Consider the following 17,886-nt stretch of genomic DNA (forward strand, 5'->3'; position numbering starts at 1 on the left):
GATTGTTGAGGAACAAGATATGCCTCAGGGGGTAATGAGGCATGAAATGAGGTTACTTTGCGCCGACCTCGAATGCTGGGGTTGCCTTGGTCGTCTTTACAGTCCACGATCCACTCTGACGGAATGAACTCGCCGATGCGTATGTGTCTTCCATAAACTGGAAGTAGACCATCTTGCCCTCGCGTACCTTAGCGTGAATCGAGAATGGCGAGGTGAAGACATGGCCCACCTCAACCGAACGATAAGTGAACTTGCCGAAAATGGCGACATCCTCGCCCACGGCCAGCTTGTCGGTAATTGCGAAGTCTTCGATCGTCCAATATTCTGCGACCCGAAGGAATGTGCTGCTATACGCACTGGGGCCTTTGGCAGTCCCCGTCCACGGCTCTATCTTCTTCAGCTCCGGGTTGTCGAAATTCAGCGATACATAAACTGCGTCGGGCGCTACGAGGCGGGCGGCCGCAGCTTCGACCTTGTCTGGGGCTGTGTTGGACAGGAAATCCATAACAACGGCCAGCGATGCTGCGGACTGATTCTGCGAACTTGTGCCCTGCGCTGCGGCAGGCGCTAACGGCAAGACAGATGTGCTAATCGCAAGTGCAGATAAGAGAACCGTTTTGGAAAATTTGAGTATTGCCATGTATTTGACTCTTTAGTATTCAGGTTTCTAAGTGTTTGTAGTCTGCGGTGGCTAGAGATATCTTCATTCGCCTCTTCTCCTTGCCGGAAATGGAGCCGACAGAAATCGCTGCCGCCATCATCAGGCCCCAAGCACGCTATTGCCATAACGGCGGTATCACTATCTTGTAAACGGCCATCCATTTATTGGACGGACCTGCTTTTATGGAAGGTTCGTGCGGTCAATGTATCCTCGCACTTAGCGGTATGTATAGTGCCCGAGGGGATCGACGCCCGCCTCTGCAGCGCGATAAACTATGCATCGTCAGCATCCGTCAGCTTTGCAGCGATTTGTGCAACATGCCTTCCTTGGTAGCGGGCACCATCCAGTTCGACCTTACTCGGTTGCCGCGAGCCGTCTCCTCCGGCAATAGTGGAAGCCCCATAGGGGGAGTTGCCCATGACCTCATCGACACCCATCTGTCCCTGAAATGAATAAGGCAAGCCGACGATAATAAAACCAAGATGAAGCAGCACCGGATGAAAAGTGAGGACCGTCGACTCTTGCCCGCCGTGCTGTGTCCCGCTGGATGCAAAGACCGAACCGACTTTGCCTACCAGCGCGCCTCTTACCCAGAGCGAGCCAGTCTGATCGATGAAACTCTTCATTTGCGCTGCCATGTTTCCATAGCGTGTAGGGGTGCCGAAAATGATGGCGTCGTATTCAGGCAACTCTTGAACCGTGGCGATCGGTGCGCTCTGGTCAAGTTTGAAGCCTGACCTCTCCGCAACTTGTTCAGGAACCGACTCGGGCACCCGCTTGACGACAACGTCCGCACCAGCCTCGCGGGCGCCTTCTGCCACGGCATAAGCCATAGTTTCGATATGTCCGTAAGACGAGTAATACAGTACCAATACTTTTGCCATAACTACCTCTTCTTTCTGAAATTAGCGGTTAACAACCATAGCGTCATACTCGTTTCTCCTGGAAGTCCAGCCATGCCACGAGCAGGAAGCCACCGACCAAACCAAGGTGCTCAAAGAATGAGTTCGCAGCCATGAAGCGCTCCTGCCCTACCGGTAGCTCCCAATAACGCAAGGCGATACCCGTGGCAAGCAACGTGAAACCTGCCAACCCCAGGGCGCCCAGCCAACGCAGACGGCCTGTCAATATCATCAACGGTGCACCTAACTCCAGTGCGATCACCAGCACAGCGAACAGCGATGCCGGTGTCAGCCCAAAATGACTCATCTCTGCGATGGCACCAGGAAAATCGGTGAGTTTGACGATGCCCCCATGTAAATACGCTGCGCATAGTCCTAGATACGCAATAAAGCGAACAGCTATGTTTCCAAGTGCAGGCCGCGAAGCAGCGCCCTGCCTAATGCGATTAGTGTTATCCATATACATTGTCGGTCCCTTAAACTGCCCAGCAGGAGCAGCCCAATGCGCCAAAGAAGCCTTTCAAGTCGGAGGCGGGAACCTTCGATCCCCAGGCCTGCGCATGATCGTGACCATGCATTCCGCATGCACTCGCGCAACCGCACGAGGCAATAGCCTGATGTCGGAGCGGTTGCAACGAATTCTTGCCGGCTCCCTCCGGCTCCCCCCAAGCACCATAGCCTTTGAACAGACGCGTTGGCGACCAATCAGGCATGGCCGGTGGTAACGGATTATCGTCCAGCGAAATAAATTGCTCTTCACCATAAACAATGCGTCCACCCACCACGGTCAAGTGCGAGGTCAGAAACGAGATTTCAGCTTCCGGCACCCCAAAATAGTCTTTACTGGGAACGATAAAGTCGGCGAATTGACCTACCTGAATGCGACCACGCTTGTTTTCTTCATTGGAGAACCAGGCAACATTCTCCGTCCACATGCGTAAGGCCGTTTCCCGATCCAGCAGATTATGTTGTGGATATAAACGTAGCCCACCAACCGTTTTACCCGTGACCATCCACGCGAGCGATACCCAAGGGTTATAGGAAGCGACACGGGTGGCGTCGGTTCCGGCAGAAACCTTGACGCCTTTTTCCAGCATTCTTGCTACGGGCGGTGTGGCCTCTGCCGCTCTGGCCCCATAACGCTCAACAAAGTATTCACCTTGATAAGCCATACGATGCTGCACTGCAATGCCGCCGCCCAAAGCCGCAACCCGATCGATCGATTTATCAGAGATGGTTTCGGCATGATCGAAGAACCAGTTGATACCCTGTAGAGGAATGTCTCGATTCACTTTTTCAAATACATCCAAAGCACGCGATATGGTTTCATCATAGGTGGCGTGCAGGCGCCAGGGCCATTTGTTCTGCGCCAGAATACGCACGACCTCTTCCAACTCGCCTTCCATCTCCGGGGGCAAGTCCGGACGCGGCTGGCGGAAATCCTCGAAATCAGCAGCAGAGAACACCAGCATCTCACCGGCGCCATTGTGACGAAAATAATCCGTGCCTTGTTTGTACTTCACACTACTGGTCCATTTCAGGAAGTCTTCCTTCTCTTCCTTGGGCTTTTGCGTGAACAGGTTATAGGCCAGGCGCACCGTCATCTGGCCTTCATCGGCCAGTTTCTGAATAACGGCGTAATCGTCCGGGTAGCTCTGGAAACCGCCACCCGCGTCAATAACGCCTGTTATACCCAAGCGATTGAGCTCACGCATGAAGTGACGCGTCGAATTGACCTGATAGTCAAAGGGCAGCTTGGGGCCTTTAGCCAAAGTGGAGTAAAGGACCATCGCGTTAGGCTTGGCTAGTAGCAAGCCTGTTGGATTACCATTCGCATCGCGAGTAATTTCCCCGCCAGGAGGCTGCGGCGTGTCTTTGGTGTAGCCTACCGCCCGTAATGCTGCACCGTTCAGCAGAGCCTGGTCGTAAAGGTAGAGAAGAAAAACGGGCGTATCAGGCGCAATAGCATTGATTTCGTCGATAGTCGGCAAGCGTTTCTCGACGAACTGGTGTTCAGTGAACCCGCCTACTACACGCACCCACTGCGGCGCAGGCGTAATAGCCACTTGCCGGCGCAGCATGTCTAACGCGTCAGCCAGCGAACGCACGCCATCCCAGCGTAGTTCCAAGTTGTAATTAAGCCCACCTCGCACCATGTGAGTATGGTTGTCAAATAGCCCGGGCAAGACGCTTCTACGCCCCAGATCAATGAGCCGTGTAGCCGAGTCCGCCAAAGCCAGAACTTCATCATCCGAGCCGACAGCTAGAAACTTGCCATCCGCAACGGCAACTGCAGTAGCCACGGGGTTGCTGGAATCAAGAGTTGTAATCCGACCGTTATGGAAAACAATGTCAGGTGTAGAATGAGCCATGGTCGAATCTCCTTTGTAGATGACCTTTGCAAAGTCCTGAAATGAACAACAGGCAACTAGCCGCTAACATGCGCCTATGCCTCGTAATCACTCTTTTGAACTTGTACTATTTGATTTCTTCCGGGAAGCTGCCCGAAGACATGGTCAGTCGCTTGCGTTTTGGCGCAAGCTGTATTGAAGGCGGTACCTTGCAAAAGCTGCTTGCCCACGGGGATAACCTGCTCACCGACCAGCATGCCGAGTAAGCCGATCAGCGCAACCAAAGGCGGAGCTGGTGAGCGCACGGTCAGCAAACTGTAGATAACACCGATCAATACACCCGCACTCAGCGAAAATAGATAAAGCTTCATAAGCCACCTCCCATCCAGATACGTTGGTTTGTACCGGTCAGCACAGATTGACAGCACATGCCCGGCCTTTTAGGTGGGCTTACTTAGCAGGATTGGGGCCAATGCGCTTGCCGTGCTGCACGCGTTCCGGCGCTTTGTGCACCATGGTGTAGGCATAATCAGCCCCCATGCCGTAAGCACCTGAGTGCTCTCTTACGATCGCCATCACCGCATCGTAGGTTTCTTTGTTCGCCCAATCACGTTGCCACTCCAGTAGTACTTGCTGCCAAGTAACGGGAATAATGCCGGCTTGGATCATGCGGTCCATGGCATAGTTGTGCGCTTCCACGGACGTGCCGCCCGAGGCGTCGGCCACCATATATATTTCGTAATCGCCCTCCAATGCGGCGCACAATGCAAAAGAGATATTGCAGACTTCCGTCCACAGTCCGGAAACCACCACTTTCTTACGGCCATTGGCAGCCAGTGCATCACGTACATTCTGGTCATCCCAGGAGTTCATCGAGGAACGTTCGAGAAGCTCATTTTCAGGAAAAACCTCTAATAGTTCAGGATAGGTGTGGCCGGAAAAACTTTCCGTCTCGACAGTCGTGATGATTGTTGGGATACTGAAAGCCTTTGCGGCCTTCGCCAGACCCACAACATTGTTCTTTAACGTCTGACGGTCAATAGACTGAACACCAAAGGCCATCTGCGGTTGCTGATCAATGAAAATTAGCTGGCTGTTTTGCGGTGTCAGTAGTTCGAGTTTTGGGTTGGTCATGTTAAATTTCCTATAGAACATGCTTGTGCAGATAGTGACCGCCACCAATGGATCGATTTTTGGGTCGGCCATGGTGACGCCTGAGGGCGGGCGCCCTAGCGGTTCTAGGCCGTTGCTGGCCTCAATAACGCTATTGCCATAACGGCGGTATCACTATCTCGCACAAGGCCATCCATTGATTGGACAGCCCTGCTTTTATGGAAGATTCCTGCGGTTAATAAGGAGGTACAAGCTGGACGAAGACCTCGTGTATTGTGTGGCGGAGCCCTTAGCATGGAAAATAATCATTTGCACCCGAGTCCTTACGTACCAGAAGGTGGCGAGATCGTCGAGTTTGGCCCATTTCGTCTGCACGTAACCGGACGGTTGCTGCAGCGCAATGGGGTGGCCGTCAAACTCGGTAGCCGCTCGCTCGATTTACTGATTGCGTTGGTTGAGCGGTCCGGCGAAGTAGTTTCCGCGCGTGAATTGATCGCGCGTGCATGGGCGGGACTGGTGGTCGACGAGGCCAATCTGCGCGTCAACATCTCGAACCTACGCAAGAGCCTGGGTGAAGGCCAGGACGGAGCGCGCTACGTCGTCAACCTTCCAGGCCGCGGATACAGCTTCGTGGTGCCCGTAACTCGAGTGCATCCCGATTCTTCGTCCCAGAAACTTGAGGCCATCCGATCTCCCGACCCTCGCACTGCCAGCCAGCCGCTCGTATCGGCCTCAGAACACTCGTTACCCGGGCAACTCGAACGTCTCATTGGGCGCGATGCTTCGGTCCGCACCTTGGTCCAGATGCTCACCGAGCACCGATTTGTGAGCATCGTCGGCCCGGGTGGAATGGGCAAAACGACTGTCGCGATCTCCGTAGCGCACACGATGCTCGATGCCTTTAGCGGCGCTGTGTACTACGTCGACCTATCTTCGGTCACCGACGCCTCGCTCGTTCCGGCTACGATTGCCTCCGTGCTCGGCCTGAAGGTGCAATTGCAAGATCCTAAACTGAGCATCCAAACTTTTTTAGGCGTCCAAAGAACGTTGCTCGTATTGGACAATTGCGAACACATCATTGACGAGACGGCCGCTCTCGCAGAATGGCTTCATATATCCGCTCCTCAGTCTCACCTGCTTACGACCAGCCGCGAGTTATTACGTGTCGAGGGCGAGCATGTACATATCCTTCCACCGCTCGATGTTCCGCCGGTCAGCGATGGCATGACAGCGGCCGATGCGATGGCGTTTCCTGCAGTCCAGCTTTTCATGGATCGAGTAGCGGCAAGCGGCGCGCAAGAGACACTGACGGATGAGACAGCGCTGCTCGCCGTCGAGATCTGCCGAAAAATGGATGGCATTGCTCTGGCGATCGAATTAGCAGCCGGTCGCGTGCGTTCGCATGGCCTGCGCGGAACAGCGGAACTGATCAGCAGCCGCTTCGATCTTCTCTGGCATGGCAGGCGCACCGCGCCTCCCCGACATCAGACGCTCCAGGCGATGCTTGATTGGAGTTACAACTTACTGTCCGAGAACGAACGCCGCGTGCTGTTCCGGTTATCAGTGTTCGTGACTCCGTTTCATCTGGCTGCGGCACAGTGGGTCGCGACGGATGCAGTACTCACGCAGGCCCAAGTGACAGCAGCAATCGCAAGCCTCACCGACAAGTCACTGCTATCGCCATCGATGTTGAACGGATCGAGGCATCTGCGCCTCCTGGATTCGACGCGCACCTACACTTCAGCAAAACTGGCGGAGTCGGGCGAGCTCAACGCCGTCTCGCGCAAGCTCGCCGAGTATCTCATTGCGCAACTCAGCCGAAGTAATGAGCGTGAGAATGAGTGGCAGGCCACGGGCCGGGATATGATGGGGGACTACATCATGCGCCCTGCGTTGGTGTGGGCATTCTCCGAGGCAGGTGAAGGTGAAGGGATCTGCAACATGCGCACTGCGCTTGCATGGGCGTTCTCCGATGCAGGCGAAAGCGAGCTGGGCGTTCGTCTGGCAGCGCTCGCCGCACCGCATCTACTGGAATTGTCGCTGCTGGACGAGTGCCATCGCTGGTGTCAAGCTGCGCTGTTGCTACTGGGTCCTCACGAGGGCTCAACGACACACCTCATCTTGCAAGAAGCGCTGGCGATCTCCGCACTATTGACTCGCAGCAATGGAGATGAAGTCCGCGATTCGATTGAGCGCGCGCTGCGTCTTGCTCGGACCTTGAACGATCACGAACGCGAACTTGGACTACTCTCGGGACTGCATATTTTTATGATCGAAATCGGTCACTCCCATGGGGCGGTCGAGGTGAGTCGACGCAGTATCGAGCTGGCACGCAGTGTCGACTCTCCTGCGGGAATCGTCATGTCTGAGTGGATGCTCGGGTGTGCGTATTTCTTGGCCGGCGATCAGGTGGGCGCGCTACGCCACATCGAGGAAGGATTCAAGCAAGCTGCAGCGCGTGGCGTGACGAAGGTCGATATGTATGGCTACCGACATCGGACCCGTGCGCTCATCGTCCTCGCACGCGCGCTTTGGTTAAGCGGCGCCGCCGACCGCGCTGCTCAAGTTGCATGTCAGGCCGTCGAGGAGGCTAAGCAGAACGAGCAACCGGTGAACGTGTTCGTCGCTGAATTGCTGTACGCCTCCACGGTTTTTCTGTGGCGGGGAGATGTAGAGGAATCGGAAACGATGGCAAGCCGCCTCGTCCAATACGTTAGTCGTTACTCCTTTGGTCCACATGTGGCCTTGAGTATCGCACTCTCAGCCGAAGTGGCTTTACTCCGGAGGGAATTTCAGACTGCGGCAAACAAGTTTCGCGAAGCGCTAGGTATCTTGCATGGGGAGGGCCGTCTCTTACTCACGATGATTTTGAGTCGATCGATGTCCGAAGCACTGTTCGAATGCGGTGAGATCCTGGAGGCGGAGACAATGATCTCTGCGGCTCTAGAACGAGCCGAGGCGGGACATGAATCATTCGACAGGCCTGAGCTATTGCGTACGCGTGCACAAATCGGAGTTGTTTCCGGTCGCTTGGATCCGCGCGCGGCCAAGGGGATGTTGCGAGATTCGATTGAGCTTGCAAACAGTCAAGGCGCACTCAGCTTAGAATTGCGCTCCTCCATGGCTTTAGGTGAACTGCTCGCAAGCGAGGAGCGGGCTGAGGAGGCCTACGCGATCCTGGCGGAGGTTTACGACCGCTTTACGGAAGGATACGAAACACGCGACCTCAGAACAGCCAGACGTTTGATCGAAGCCTGGCGTCCGGCCGCGAGGGAAGAGCTAGTCTCTGGTTAACCTAATTTACACAGCTTTACACCACTTTACGAGCGCTCCGGTGTGCAACCTCCGAGAATAGGAAGAGGTAATTCGAGGGCGTGCGTACGCCCTGCAAGGGGTATTTGTATGGCTGGTCACTCAAGCGATTCGATTCTTCCTCAACCAGTCGCACAGTTCATAGAGGCAACGAATGCCGGTGATCTGTCCCGTCTTCTTGAAGTCTTCGCTGCAGATTCGATCGTCAACGATCAGTTACGGCAATGGCGCGGGCTGACTGAACTAAGCAAATGGGCCGAGTGCGACGTTATCGGGCAGCAGCTGTCACTTCGTCCCATTCATTGCGTCCAGCACTACGGCCACTGCGTTGTCGCAGCCCACGCCGACGGAAAATTCGACAGGCGTGGATTGCCGGATCCGCTGGAAGTTCTGCTCTATTTCACTCTCGCCGAAGACCAGATCGTGCAATTGATAATTTTGCGAGATCTTTCTGGTACCTCTCCTTTCGATACGTCATTACGCAGCTCAGCGTAAAGGCGCAAAGTCAAGGCGTTAGAGCCGACCTGCTTTACAGCGTTTTTCTACACTTTACTTAGCATTTCGGCATATTTGTCCGATCATCTTCGTCACGTGGATCGAAATCCTTAAACGATCACAAACGGAGGAAATCCCATGAGCAATAGTGCAGTGTTGGCCACCAAGGCTCATCAACAGAGCAACCAGAATACGGTTGCGTTAACAGCGACTTTGCTGGATTTGCTCACCGTGGCGCAATCCAAAGTTGAGGTCGATCGTCAGGCTGCGCAAGCATGCTTGTCCCGCGCGACGGCATTGCTGGAGGCCAGTCTGGAACGAAACGTCGGACAGAAGGCCCAGAGCGCATTCCGCGGCGGACTGCCGCGTTGGCAGGCGAAACGCTTGACTACGTTCATCGAGGAGAATCTGGAACAACCTATCAGGAGTCCTGATCTCATTGCGCTCACCGGATTGAGTGCTGGACATTTCTTTCGAACTTTCAAAGAAACATTCGGCCAGGCTCCGTTTGTCTACATCGCCGGGCTGAGAATCGAGCGAGCACAGCAGATGATGCTAACAACCAACCATTCCCTTAGCCAAATCGCGCTTGATTGCGGAATGTGCGATCAGTCTCATCTCACGCGATTGTTTCGGCAACTCGTGGGTATGACGCCGGGCGAATGGCGGCGCGTATATGCCTGCGAGTCCTTCGAGTCGACGTCAGTGAGCACGGACGTCGGGTAATGCCAAGTTCTCGATCAGTGCGCAATGATGGCGTTTCTGGGATTTGGAGTGAATAACGCCTTCGACTTCTCGAATCGTATGCGCAACGACTACGGTCATGCCAACAATTTGACATTTTTGAAAGTTAAACGACAACAATATTCAATCCGTCCCCCGCAGCTCCGGCCAAATCTGATACCAGTCATCAGGCCGAAGTTGCTTCCGGGTGACCGCCCCACCCGTCAACTCTTCGATCTCCACGCAACGAATCACCGGCACCGGACGTTTACCCGCTGCCCAATTATGAATGACCTGAGGCGGAAGGCCCAAACGCTTTGCAAGCGCGGTAACACCTCCCGCGAAATCACAGGCGTCACGTACGGGTTGAAAATCTGACATAAAATCGAACACCTGTTTATACTAAAAAACTATAAGGACATTCGATAACACCAACGTTATCGACAAAATTTGGCATATTCATGCCTTTACAAGCAATTGCCAAATGAAGAAAATAATCTCAAAAACGTAACAATAATTACAACACGTACCGCTTCATAGACTTAATCTTCCTCCGTAAAACCATGCTTTGCTATATGCCCAACACCAAGGCGTGGGTACCACGTATAGGTTTAGCGCCTGACATAAGAACATACAAATTAATCTTGCAATAGAGCCTACTGCAAAAGGTTATGGGATAGCCTTTATAACGATTTGAATTTTAAAGGTTTCCTATGAACCAAACTGCCATTGACGTCCATCACCAACTTGGTGATAATGGGTTCAAGCACTGCCAACGCAGTGAGGCTCTTTAACAAAATACAAACGATAAACACTGCGCCCTGCCCTACATGGGTCACGCGATTGCGCAGCAACCTGTAATGCATTGGGGTTGGAGCAAAACCGATGAAAACCGTAGTGTGCCGTCAGCCCTCTGAGCGGGGCGCAGGATGATAGCACACGGCGGGGACTTCCCCAGCGGAAGCGCCTGGCCCACCTGTGAAGGTGCCCAAAATCAAGGATGGCGACGTAATCCTGGATGACAAGCGGGAAAGACCGCAGCCGTATCTGCCCGCGAATCACGCTAGCTACATTACGAAAGCCGTGGCGACCAAAGCGGGTAATAGCATAAATACCCGACGCACCGGTGCAACTTGCCGGTCCGTTGGTTTCAATTGCGTACGCAACGTCTTCACCTGCCACTTCGGCAACGTCAACACCCCATTCCTGAAAACCTCGAAAACTTCTACATTTTGCCACTACTGATTGGCGCGTACTAGTAGGGTTTAGGGATTACAGAGCAATAAAACCTTATCAGGCAAAAAGCCTAAACGTCTAACCCTTCAAGTCGGGCAGGCATCAACACGCCCCAAAAAGAGGAAATTGTATGTATGAGCAAAGCCGGTCTAGCGACGACCTTGTAATGAATCAACTCCCCATGGCTAATGTTGTAGCCATCAGCCGGAAAGAGCTGCTTAGCAAGATCCCTCTGTCCGATCGCACCATTTTTGATATGGAAAAGCGCGGGGAATTCCCGCAGCGATTTTGCTTATCGAATCGCGTTGTTGCCTGGGATCTGGCCGAAGTGGACGCCTGGATCGAAGCGCGCAAAAGCGCCCGCGAAGACATACAAATGCCAGCCCCTCAGATAGGGCAACGTCGCTACGCTGGGCAATAGCCGCAGCGTAGGTATGAAGGCCAACCGCTTAGGCACTTGGTCCTTCCCTTGTCCACCCGTCTATCATGTTTGCCCAGTCCTGCAGCATGGTCCGCCGCCCTTCAGCGTACTCGGCCCGGTTGTAGATACCACGAACACCCTTTTGTTCGTGAGCAAGACATTTTTCGATCCAATCCGAGTTGTAGCCTGCTTCATGCAGCAGCGTACTGGCCGTTCGTCGGAAATCATGTGGTGAAAATTGTGGTAGGTGTTTTTTGTCAGCCTGCGCTGCCGTCCATATAAGCTTGGTCACTTGATTGAAGGTAGCCTTGCTCATGCAGATTTCCGTATCGTAACGTCCTGGTAGAACCCACCGCGATCCCCCAGCACATACCTGTAATGCGGTGAAGATATCCAGAACTTGGGTGCTTAAATACACGTTATGCGGATTGCGCCGTTTCATTCTTGCCGCAGGAATGCTCCACACCGCATCGGTAAAATTCACCTCATCCCAGGTCGCTTCGATCAGTTCGGACTTACGCACCATCGTAAGCAGCAACAATCGCAGGCCCAGGCGAATTACCGGGCTGGTACCAATACGATCCAAATAGGTGTAAAGCAAACCGATCTCATCTGGGCCAAGTGAACGATCACGGGCCTTGAATCGAGCAATTGAAGTGGGTGGTATGCCCTCTGCCGGGTTTTCACCCTTATAGCCACGGGCTCCTGCCCACCGATAGATCATCATGACGATTTCTCTGGCCATCACAGCGGTGGCTGGGGCACCGCGCTCAACGATGGTATTGGCACGCCCACGTACATCTTCTTCGGTAATCTCGTGTAAAAGTCGGTTGTCAAAGAAAGGCTTGAGATCGCGCATATACACGGATCGGCGCATATCGCGGGTAGACTCGGCCATCTCGTGGCCACGTAAGTACTCTTGCGCCCAGACACCGAATCTTTTTTCAGCCTGTAATTTGCCTTTTCTACGGGCTTTATCCTGAGCGGGTGACAGTCCCGCAGCGATCTTTTTCTTGGCTTCTTGGAGCATGTTTCGCGCTTCAGCAAGCGTAATGCCATCAGCCCCATACCGCCCGAAGGTAAGTGTTTCGCTGCGGCTGTTTAATCGGTAGTTATAGCGAAATGAAATCGTGCCCGTTACGCTGACAGCCACATATAAACCTTCACGGTCTGCCAACTTGTACTGTTTATCTCGCGGCTTAGTATTGCGAAGAATGGTATCGGTTAACACAGCATTCCTTTGTAAAATCAATAGCTTATAGGTATACATGATCCCCAAGATGGTATTGCATTACGACTTCAATACCATCTTTTCACTAAACTATTTATTTTAAAATATCTTATTTATATCAATAAGATAGGGTATTTCAATACCATCCCGAATAAGATTATCAATGGATGGTATTGGGCTCGCCGCCATCATAGCGCACGGCTGATGCCATCATTAATACCATCCTGAATACTTGCTTGGCGCTGCTTGGTACTGCCTGACAACGCCACACAAAAAAACGGAGATCCGCATAAATGCTGGCTCTCCGTCGTTTTAATGCTTGTTACTGCCTTATGCTGCCAGGCAGCAAATCATTCCCACTCAATCGTCGCAGGTGGTTTGCCTGAGATGTCATACACTACGCGTGAGATACCATCCACTTCATTGATGATGCGGTTGGAAACGCGGCCGAGGAAATCATACGGCAGGTGCGCCCAGTGTGCGGTCATAAAGTCGATGGTTTCAACGGCACGCAGCGAGACGACCCAGTCATATTTACGACCATCGCCCATTACACCAACGGAGCGCACTGGCAGGAATACGGTGAAAGCCTGGCTCACTTTATTGTAGAGGTCTGCTTTGTGCAGTTCTTCAATAAAGATGGCGTCTGCACGGCGCAGCAGGTCACAGTACTCTTTCTTCACTTCGCCCAAAACACGTACTCCAAGGCCCGGACCCGGGAATGGATGGCGATAGAGCATGTCGTATGGCAGGCCTAACTCCAGACCAATTTTACGCACTTCATCTTTAAACAGCTCTTTCAGTGGTTCAACCAGGCCCATCTTCATCTCTTTCGGCAGACCACCGACGTTATGGTGAGATTTGATGACATGCGCTTTGCCGGTTGCAGAGGCTGCAGATTCGATAACATCCGGGTAAATTGTGCCTTGTGCCAGCCATTTAACATCTTCCAGACGCAGCGCTTCTTCATCAAAAACTTCCACAAAGACGCGACCAATGGTTTTGCGTTTTGCTTCTGGCTCGTCAATTCCCGCCAGCTGACTCAGGAAGCGCTCTTCCGCAGCAACGTGAACAATATTCAGGCCAAAATGATCGCCAAACATCGCCATCACCTGCTCTGCTTCATTCAGACGCAGCAGGCCGTTATCTACAAAGACACAAGTCAGATTCTGACCAATGGCACGGTGCAGCAACATAGCTGTCACTGAGGAGTCAACCCCACCAGAAAGCCCGAGGATAACTTTGTCGTTACCGACTTGCTGACGAATGCGTTCGATGGCATCTTCAATGATTTTGGCGGATGTCCACAGGGCATCACACTTGCAGATATCGCGAACAAAACGCTCCAGTAAACGTTGTCCCTGGCGGGTATGGGTCACTTCCGGATGGAACTGTACGCCATAGAAGCGTTTTTCTTCATTTGCCATAATGGCAAACGGGCAAGTTTCAGTGCTGGCTACGGTGACAAAACCATCCGGGATCGCAGTGACTTTATCGCCGTGGCTCATCCATACATCCAGCAGCGATTCGCCGTTAGGGCTGACAGCATCTTCAATATCGCGAACCAGTGCGCTGTCGGTTTTAACTTCGACCTGCGCATAGCCAAACTCACGTTCAGTTGAGCCCTGAACATGGCCACCCAGCTGCATCGCCATAGTTTGCATGCCATAACATACGCCCAGAACCGGAATGCCGGCTTCAAAAACATATTGTGGCGCGCGCGGGCTATTGTCTTCAGTGGTACTTTCCGGGCCACCGGAAAGAATAATACCGGTTGGATTAAATTCACGGATTTGTTGTTCGGTGACATCCCATGCCCACAGTTCACAGTAAACGCCTAATTCGCGTACGCGACGAGCAACAAGTTGAGTGTACTGAGAGCCGAAGTCGAGGATAAGGATGCGATGTTTATGGATATTTTCCGACATTGACGCTAATTCCGAGGCAAGTGAAAAAGGAATAAAATCGTCCGGCCCTGAGGCCGGACGAGAGAAATCAGGAACCCATACGGTAGTTCGGGGATTCTTTCGTGATAGTCACATCATGAACATGACTTTCCTGAATACCCGCGCCACTGATACGCACAAACTCCGCCTGGGTGCGCAGTGCCTCGATAGTACCACAGCCAGTGAGTCCCATACAGGAGCGTAAACCGCCCATCTGCTGATGAACGATTTCTTTCAGATGGCCTTTATAGGCAACGCGCCCTTCAATGCCTTCCGGAACCAGTTTGTCAGCAGCATTATCGGTCTGGAAGTAACGATCGGAGGACCCTTTTGACATCGCGCCTAAAGATCCCATACCGCGATAGGATTTAAATGAACGGCCTTGATAGAGTTCGATTTCGCCCGGAGATTCTTCAGTACCCGCGAGCATGCTGCCAACCATGACTGCAGAGGCCCCCGCAGCAATGGCTTTGGCAATATCACCGGAGAAACGAATACCGCCATCGGCAATCACCGGAATACCGGTACCTTCCAACGCTTCTACGGCATCTGCTACGGCAGTAATTTGTGGAACCCCGACGCCCGTAACGATACGTGTTGTACAGATAGAACCAGGGCCGATACCGACTTTAACAGCGCTACAACCTGCGTCAGCTAAAGCCCGTGCACCTGCTGCGGTGGCGACGTTGCCGCCGATGATCTGCAGGTCAGGGTATTTAGCACGCGTTTCACGAATACGCTGCAATACGCCTTCAGAATGCCCGTGAGAAGAGTCGATCAGTAATACGTCAACGCCTGCAGCAACAAGAGCATCAACACGTTCTTCGTTACCGGCTCCCGCTCCCACTGCCGCGCCAACACGCAGACGACCATGCTCATCTTTACAGGCATTGGGTTTACGTTCTGCTTTCTGGAAATCTTTAACGGTAATCATGCCACGCAGATGGAAATTCTCATCAACAACCAAGGCTTTCTCAACGCGTTTTTCGTGCATTTTAGTCAGTACGATATCGTGAGACTCACCTTCTTTGACGGTGACCAGGCGCTCCTTTGGTGTCATGTAAACACTGACAGGTTGATTCAGGTCCGTCACAAAACGCACATCACGTCCTGTCACAATACCGACCAGTTCATTATTTTCGGCAACAACCGGGTAGCCGGCGAAACCATTGCGTTCAGTTAACTCTTTAACTTCACGCAGAGTCGTGGTTGGCAGCACTGTTTGCGGGTCGGTGACGACACCACTTTCGTGTTTTTTAACGCGTCTGACTTCTTCAGCCTGACGTTCAATCGACATGTTTTTATGAATAAAACCAAGTCCACCCTCTTGCGCCAGAGCAATAGCCAGGCGGCCTTCAGTAACGGTATCCATTGCCGCTGAAAGCATAGGAATGTTAAGGCGAATGTTTTTTGTCAGTTGGGTGCTTAAATCTGCGGTGTTAGGCAAAACGGTGGAATGGGCTGGAACAAGGAGAACATCATCAAATGTCAGAGCTTCTTTAGCGATACGTAGCATAGCAATATCTCAACCTGGGGGGTGAATGAGAACAGATAAAATATTGCCGTGGCATTATACAGAACGTAACCGATTGCATCTAGTTTTTTTTACTAAAAACCTTGCTAATAACGCTACTCAAGGTAGTATCGTTCGGATAACCCGCTGATTTAAAATTTGATCTAGCTCACATGTCGATACCTAATAGCGCTGCCATTTTTACTGTTTCTCGCCTCAATCAGACGGTTCGTCTGCTGCTGGAAAAAGAGATGGGTCAGGTATGGATACGGGGTGAAATTTCAAATTTTAGCCAGCCCTCTTCCGGTCACTGGTACTTCACACTCAAAGATAATACCGCGCAGGTTCGCTGTGCGATGTTCCGTAATAGCAACAATCGCGTGGCTTTTCGCCCTCAGAATGGGCAGCAGATTGTGGTCCGTGCCAATATGACGCTTTACGAACCACGAGGTGATTATCAAATTATCGTGGAAAGTATGCAGCCGGATGGCGCAGGGTTATTACAACAGCAGTATGAGCAACTAAAACAGCGTCTGCAGGAAGAAGGTCTGTTTTCGCCGAGTGATAAGCAGTCATTACCCAGTCCCGCTCGTCAGTTAGGTCTTATCACGTCCAAAACCGGTGCCGCACTGCACGATGTATTACAAGTGCTGGAACGCCGCGATCCTTCGTTACCGATAGTTATTTATCCTACTGCGGTACAGGGTATCGATGCTCCACTGCAAATCGCCCGTGCCATTGAACTGGCTAACCTGCGCCGCGAATGTGATGTGCTGATTGTCGGACGCGGGGGCGGTTCACTTGAAGATCTGTGGAGTTTTAATGACGAGCGGGTTGCCAGAGCCATCTTTGCCAGCAGAATTCCAATCGTCAGCGCCGTCGGTCATGAAACTGATGTCACCATCGCAGATTTTGTCGCTGACTTGAGAGCACCGACGCCTTCTGCCGCTGCGGAGTTGGTAAGCCGTAACCAGAGCGAGTTATTGCGTCAATTACAAGCCCAGCAACAGCGTATGGAAATGGCGATGGACTATTATCTGTCCCAGTGTTCGCAGCAGATAACTCGCCTGCAACATCGCTTAGGGCAACAACATCCACAGTTGCGCCTGGCCCGGCAGCAAAATCTGCTGGAACGTCTGCGTCAGCGCTTACTCACTGCCACCGAAAATCATCTTCGCCGTGGCACTCAGCAGCAGCAGCGTCTTGCCAGCCGTCTTAACCAGCAGCAGCCCCAGCAGCGCATTCACCGTGCCCAGTCTCAGCTGTTACAGCTTGAGCATCGACTGACTCAGTTAGTCACTGCTCAGCTTAGTGAGTCAAAACAGCGGTTTGGTCGTACGATCGCGCAGCTTGAAGGCGTCAGTCCGCTGGCTACCCTGTCGCGAGGTTATAGCGTCACAACAGCGGACGATGGCAAAGTGTTGAAGAAAACTAATCAGGTAAAATCAGGTGACAAACTGACTACCCGCCTGGATGATGGCTGGGTGGAAAGCCAGGTTCTCGCGATTACACCACTGAAGCCCCCCCGTAAGCGTAAGTCAGCGGCAACGGGTAAGTAATCACTCACCAATCGGGATAAACTCTACCCGCTTTTTAGAAATCAACCCATGCCCATTTCGGCAAAAGTAATCGACTGCCCCGCAAGCTTTTAGTACTTCGAGTGGTTGCTGGCAGTCGGGGCAACGCGCTTCCAGCTTAAAATCCTGATGACAGTGTTCACAATGAACTCCAGTTGCTGTCGGGACTAATTCATTTTGACAAATTGGACAATTAACAAACATTGAAACCTCCTGAGCAGACAGGCAGAAAATATCTTTTCTGTTTTCCTGCATGACCATCGACCTTTTTTAGAACAAAAAGTAAATCACGACGTGATTTGAAGATGATAAACCTTATTCGCTCTCTGGCAAAGTAGAGTTCATCCAATAAAAATAAGGAAAAAATATTATTCCCCCTCTTGGTCAGCAATTTGAAATCAAGAC

General features: G+C 52.4%; 17 protein-coding genes. 5 read left to right on the plus strand and 12 right to left on the minus strand.

The features are described 5' to 3' along the window. Positions 1 to 52: 52 nt before the first annotated feature. From Q1A40_RS04410 to Q1A40_RS04435, 6 genes are all read right to left on the minus strand, one after another. Entirely contained in the window at positions 53 to 640 is a 588-nt protein-coding gene (locus tag Q1A40_RS04410) for a nuclear transport factor 2 family protein (RefSeq protein ID WP_299998219.1), read from the minus strand. A 293-nt stretch (positions 641 to 933) separates the two neighbouring features. Next, positions 934 to 1,545, minus strand: a complete 612-nt coding sequence (wrbA, locus tag Q1A40_RS04415; protein WP_299998220.1) for an NAD(P)H:quinone oxidoreductase — start codon at positions 1,543 to 1,545, stop codon at positions 934 to 936. A 43-nt stretch (positions 1,546 to 1,588) separates the two neighbouring features. Next, positions 1,589 to 2,023 carry a DoxX family protein gene (locus Q1A40_RS04420; protein ID WP_299998343.1) on the minus strand — a complete coding sequence of 145 codons (435 nt, stop codon included), beginning with the start codon at positions 2,021 to 2,023 and terminating at the stop codon, positions 1,589 to 1,591. Between the two features lie 16 nt (positions 2,024 to 2,039). Then, on the minus strand, positions 2,040 to 3,935 hold the full coding sequence (locus Q1A40_RS04425) for an amidohydrolase (protein ID WP_299998221.1): 1,896 nt from the start codon (positions 3,933 to 3,935) through the stop codon (positions 2,040 to 2,042). Positions 3,936 to 4,009: 74 nt separating this feature from the next. Next, entirely contained in the window at positions 4,010 to 4,285 is a 276-nt protein-coding gene (locus Q1A40_RS04430) for a XapX domain-containing protein (protein WP_299998222.1), read from the minus strand. A 79-nt stretch (positions 4,286 to 4,364) separates the two neighbouring features. Further along, positions 4,365 to 5,048: a hydrolase gene (locus tag Q1A40_RS04435; RefSeq protein ID WP_299998344.1), complete on the minus strand. Its 684-nt coding sequence runs from the start codon at positions 5,046 to 5,048 to the stop codon at positions 4,365 to 4,367. 273 nt (positions 5,049 to 5,321) lie between these two features. Between Q1A40_RS04435 and Q1A40_RS04440 the strand changes: the two genes are divergently transcribed. From Q1A40_RS04440 to Q1A40_RS04450, 3 genes are all read left to right on the plus strand, one after another. Then, a complete protein-coding gene (locus Q1A40_RS04440) occupies positions 5,322 to 8,321 on the plus strand; it encodes a winged helix-turn-helix domain-containing protein (RefSeq protein ID WP_299998223.1) in 3,000 nt (999 codons plus the stop codon). A gap of 108 nt (positions 8,322 to 8,429) precedes the next feature. Then, complete coding sequence (locus Q1A40_RS04445) at positions 8,430 to 8,834, plus strand: nuclear transport factor 2 family protein (RefSeq protein ID WP_299998224.1); 405 nt, start codon at positions 8,430 to 8,432, stop codon at positions 8,832 to 8,834. Between the two features lie 138 nt (positions 8,835 to 8,972). After that, complete coding sequence (locus Q1A40_RS04450; RefSeq protein ID WP_299998225.1) at positions 8,973 to 9,560, plus strand: helix-turn-helix domain-containing protein; 588 nt, start codon at positions 8,973 to 8,975, stop codon at positions 9,558 to 9,560. 141 nt (positions 9,561 to 9,701) lie between these two features. Here Q1A40_RS04450 and Q1A40_RS04455 read toward each other — a convergent pair whose 3' ends face one another. Then, positions 9,702 to 9,938 (minus strand): helix-turn-helix domain-containing protein, encoded by a 237-nt coding sequence (locus Q1A40_RS04455; protein ID WP_299998226.1) that lies wholly within the window; start codon positions 9,936 to 9,938, stop codon positions 9,702 to 9,704. A 381-nt stretch (positions 9,939 to 10,319) separates the two neighbouring features. Continuing rightward, positions 10,320 to 10,796, minus strand: coding sequence for a hypothetical protein (locus tag Q1A40_RS04460; RefSeq protein ID WP_299998227.1), 477 nt, complete (start codon positions 10,794 to 10,796; stop codon positions 10,320 to 10,322). Between the two features lie 178 nt (positions 10,797 to 10,974). Here Q1A40_RS04460 and Q1A40_RS04465 point away from each other — a divergent pair, with 178 nt between their 5' ends. Further along, positions 10,975 to 11,214: an AlpA family transcriptional regulator gene (locus Q1A40_RS04465; protein ID WP_299998345.1), complete on the plus strand. Its 240-nt coding sequence runs from the start codon at positions 10,975 to 10,977 to the stop codon at positions 11,212 to 11,214. Positions 11,215 to 11,242: 28 nt separating this feature from the next. Here the strand turns inward: Q1A40_RS04465 and Q1A40_RS04470 are convergent, their stop codons facing one another. The 3 genes from Q1A40_RS04470 to guaB form a co-directional block, all read right to left on the minus strand. Continuing rightward, a complete protein-coding gene (locus Q1A40_RS04470; RefSeq protein WP_299998346.1) occupies positions 11,243 to 12,445 on the minus strand; it encodes a site-specific integrase in 1,203 nt (400 codons plus the stop codon). Between the two features lie 350 nt (positions 12,446 to 12,795). After that, positions 12,796 to 14,373, minus strand: a complete 1,578-nt coding sequence (gene guaA / locus Q1A40_RS04475; RefSeq protein ID WP_299998228.1) for a glutamine-hydrolyzing GMP synthase — start codon at positions 14,371 to 14,373, stop codon at positions 12,796 to 12,798. 67 nt (positions 14,374 to 14,440) lie between these two features. Further along, positions 14,441 to 15,907: an IMP dehydrogenase gene (gene guaB, locus Q1A40_RS04480; protein ID WP_299998229.1), complete on the minus strand. Its 1,467-nt coding sequence runs from the start codon at positions 15,905 to 15,907 to the stop codon at positions 14,441 to 14,443. Between the two features lie 170 nt (positions 15,908 to 16,077). Here guaB and xseA point away from each other — a divergent pair, with 170 nt between their 5' ends. Further along, positions 16,078 to 17,463, plus strand: a complete 1,386-nt coding sequence (gene xseA, locus Q1A40_RS04485) for an exodeoxyribonuclease VII large subunit (protein ID WP_299998230.1) — start codon at positions 16,078 to 16,080, stop codon at positions 17,461 to 17,463. Here xseA and Q1A40_RS04490 read toward each other — a convergent pair whose 3' ends face one another. Continuing rightward, entirely contained in the window at positions 17,464 to 17,685 is a 222-nt protein-coding gene (locus Q1A40_RS04490) for a zinc ribbon domain-containing protein (RefSeq protein ID WP_299998347.1), read from the minus strand. Between the last annotated feature and the right edge of the window lie 201 nt (positions 17,686 to 17,886).

It is taken from the genome of uncultured Cedecea sp. (assembly GCF_947498825.1).
Taxonomy (GTDB): Bacteria; Pseudomonadota; Gammaproteobacteria; order Enterobacterales; family Enterobacteriaceae; genus JGM124.

Excerpts from the sequence above, each read along its gene's own strand:
- Q1A40_RS04410 (WP_299998219.1), bottom strand. The coding sequence starts at position 640 with ATGGCAATACTCAAATTTTCCAAAACGGTTCTCTTATCTGCACTTGCG.
- wrbA (WP_299998220.1), bottom strand. The coding sequence starts at position 1,545 with ATGGCAAAAGTATTGGTACTGTATTACTCGTCTTACGGACATATCGAA.
- Q1A40_RS04420 (WP_299998343.1), bottom strand. The coding sequence starts at position 2,023 with ATGGATAACACTAATCGCATTAGGCAGGGCGCTGCTTCGCGGCCTGCA.
- Q1A40_RS04425 (WP_299998221.1), bottom strand. The coding sequence starts at position 3,935 with ATGGCTCATTCTACACCTGACATTGTTTTCCATAACGGTCGGATTACA.
- Q1A40_RS04430 (WP_299998222.1), bottom strand. The coding sequence starts at position 4,285 with ATGAAGCTTTATCTATTTTCGCTGAGTGCGGGTGTATTGATCGGTGTT.
- Q1A40_RS04435 (WP_299998344.1), bottom strand. The coding sequence starts at position 5,048 with ATGACCAACCCAAAACTCGAACTACTGACACCGCAAAACAGCCAGCTA.
- Q1A40_RS04440 (WP_299998223.1), top strand. The coding sequence starts at position 5,322 with ATGGAAAATAATCATTTGCACCCGAGTCCTTACGTACCAGAAGGTGGC.
- Q1A40_RS04445 (WP_299998224.1), top strand. The coding sequence starts at position 8,430 with ATGGCTGGTCACTCAAGCGATTCGATTCTTCCTCAACCAGTCGCACAG.
- Q1A40_RS04450 (WP_299998225.1), top strand. The coding sequence starts at position 8,973 with ATGAGCAATAGTGCAGTGTTGGCCACCAAGGCTCATCAACAGAGCAAC.
- Q1A40_RS04455 (WP_299998226.1), bottom strand. The coding sequence starts at position 9,938 with ATGTCAGATTTTCAACCCGTACGTGACGCCTGTGATTTCGCGGGAGGT.
- Q1A40_RS04465 (WP_299998345.1), top strand. The coding sequence starts at position 10,975 with ATGGCTAATGTTGTAGCCATCAGCCGGAAAGAGCTGCTTAGCAAGATC.
- guaA (WP_299998228.1), bottom strand. The coding sequence starts at position 14,373 with ATGTCGGAAAATATCCATAAACATCGCATCCTTATCCTCGACTTCGGC.
- guaB (WP_299998229.1), bottom strand. The coding sequence starts at position 15,907 with ATGCTACGTATCGCTAAAGAAGCTCTGACATTTGATGATGTTCTCCTT.
- xseA (WP_299998230.1), top strand. The coding sequence starts at position 16,078 with ATGTCGATACCTAATAGCGCTGCCATTTTTACTGTTTCTCGCCTCAAT.
- Q1A40_RS04490 (WP_299998347.1), bottom strand. The coding sequence starts at position 17,685 with ATGTTTGTTAATTGTCCAATTTGTCAAAATGAATTAGTCCCGACAGCA.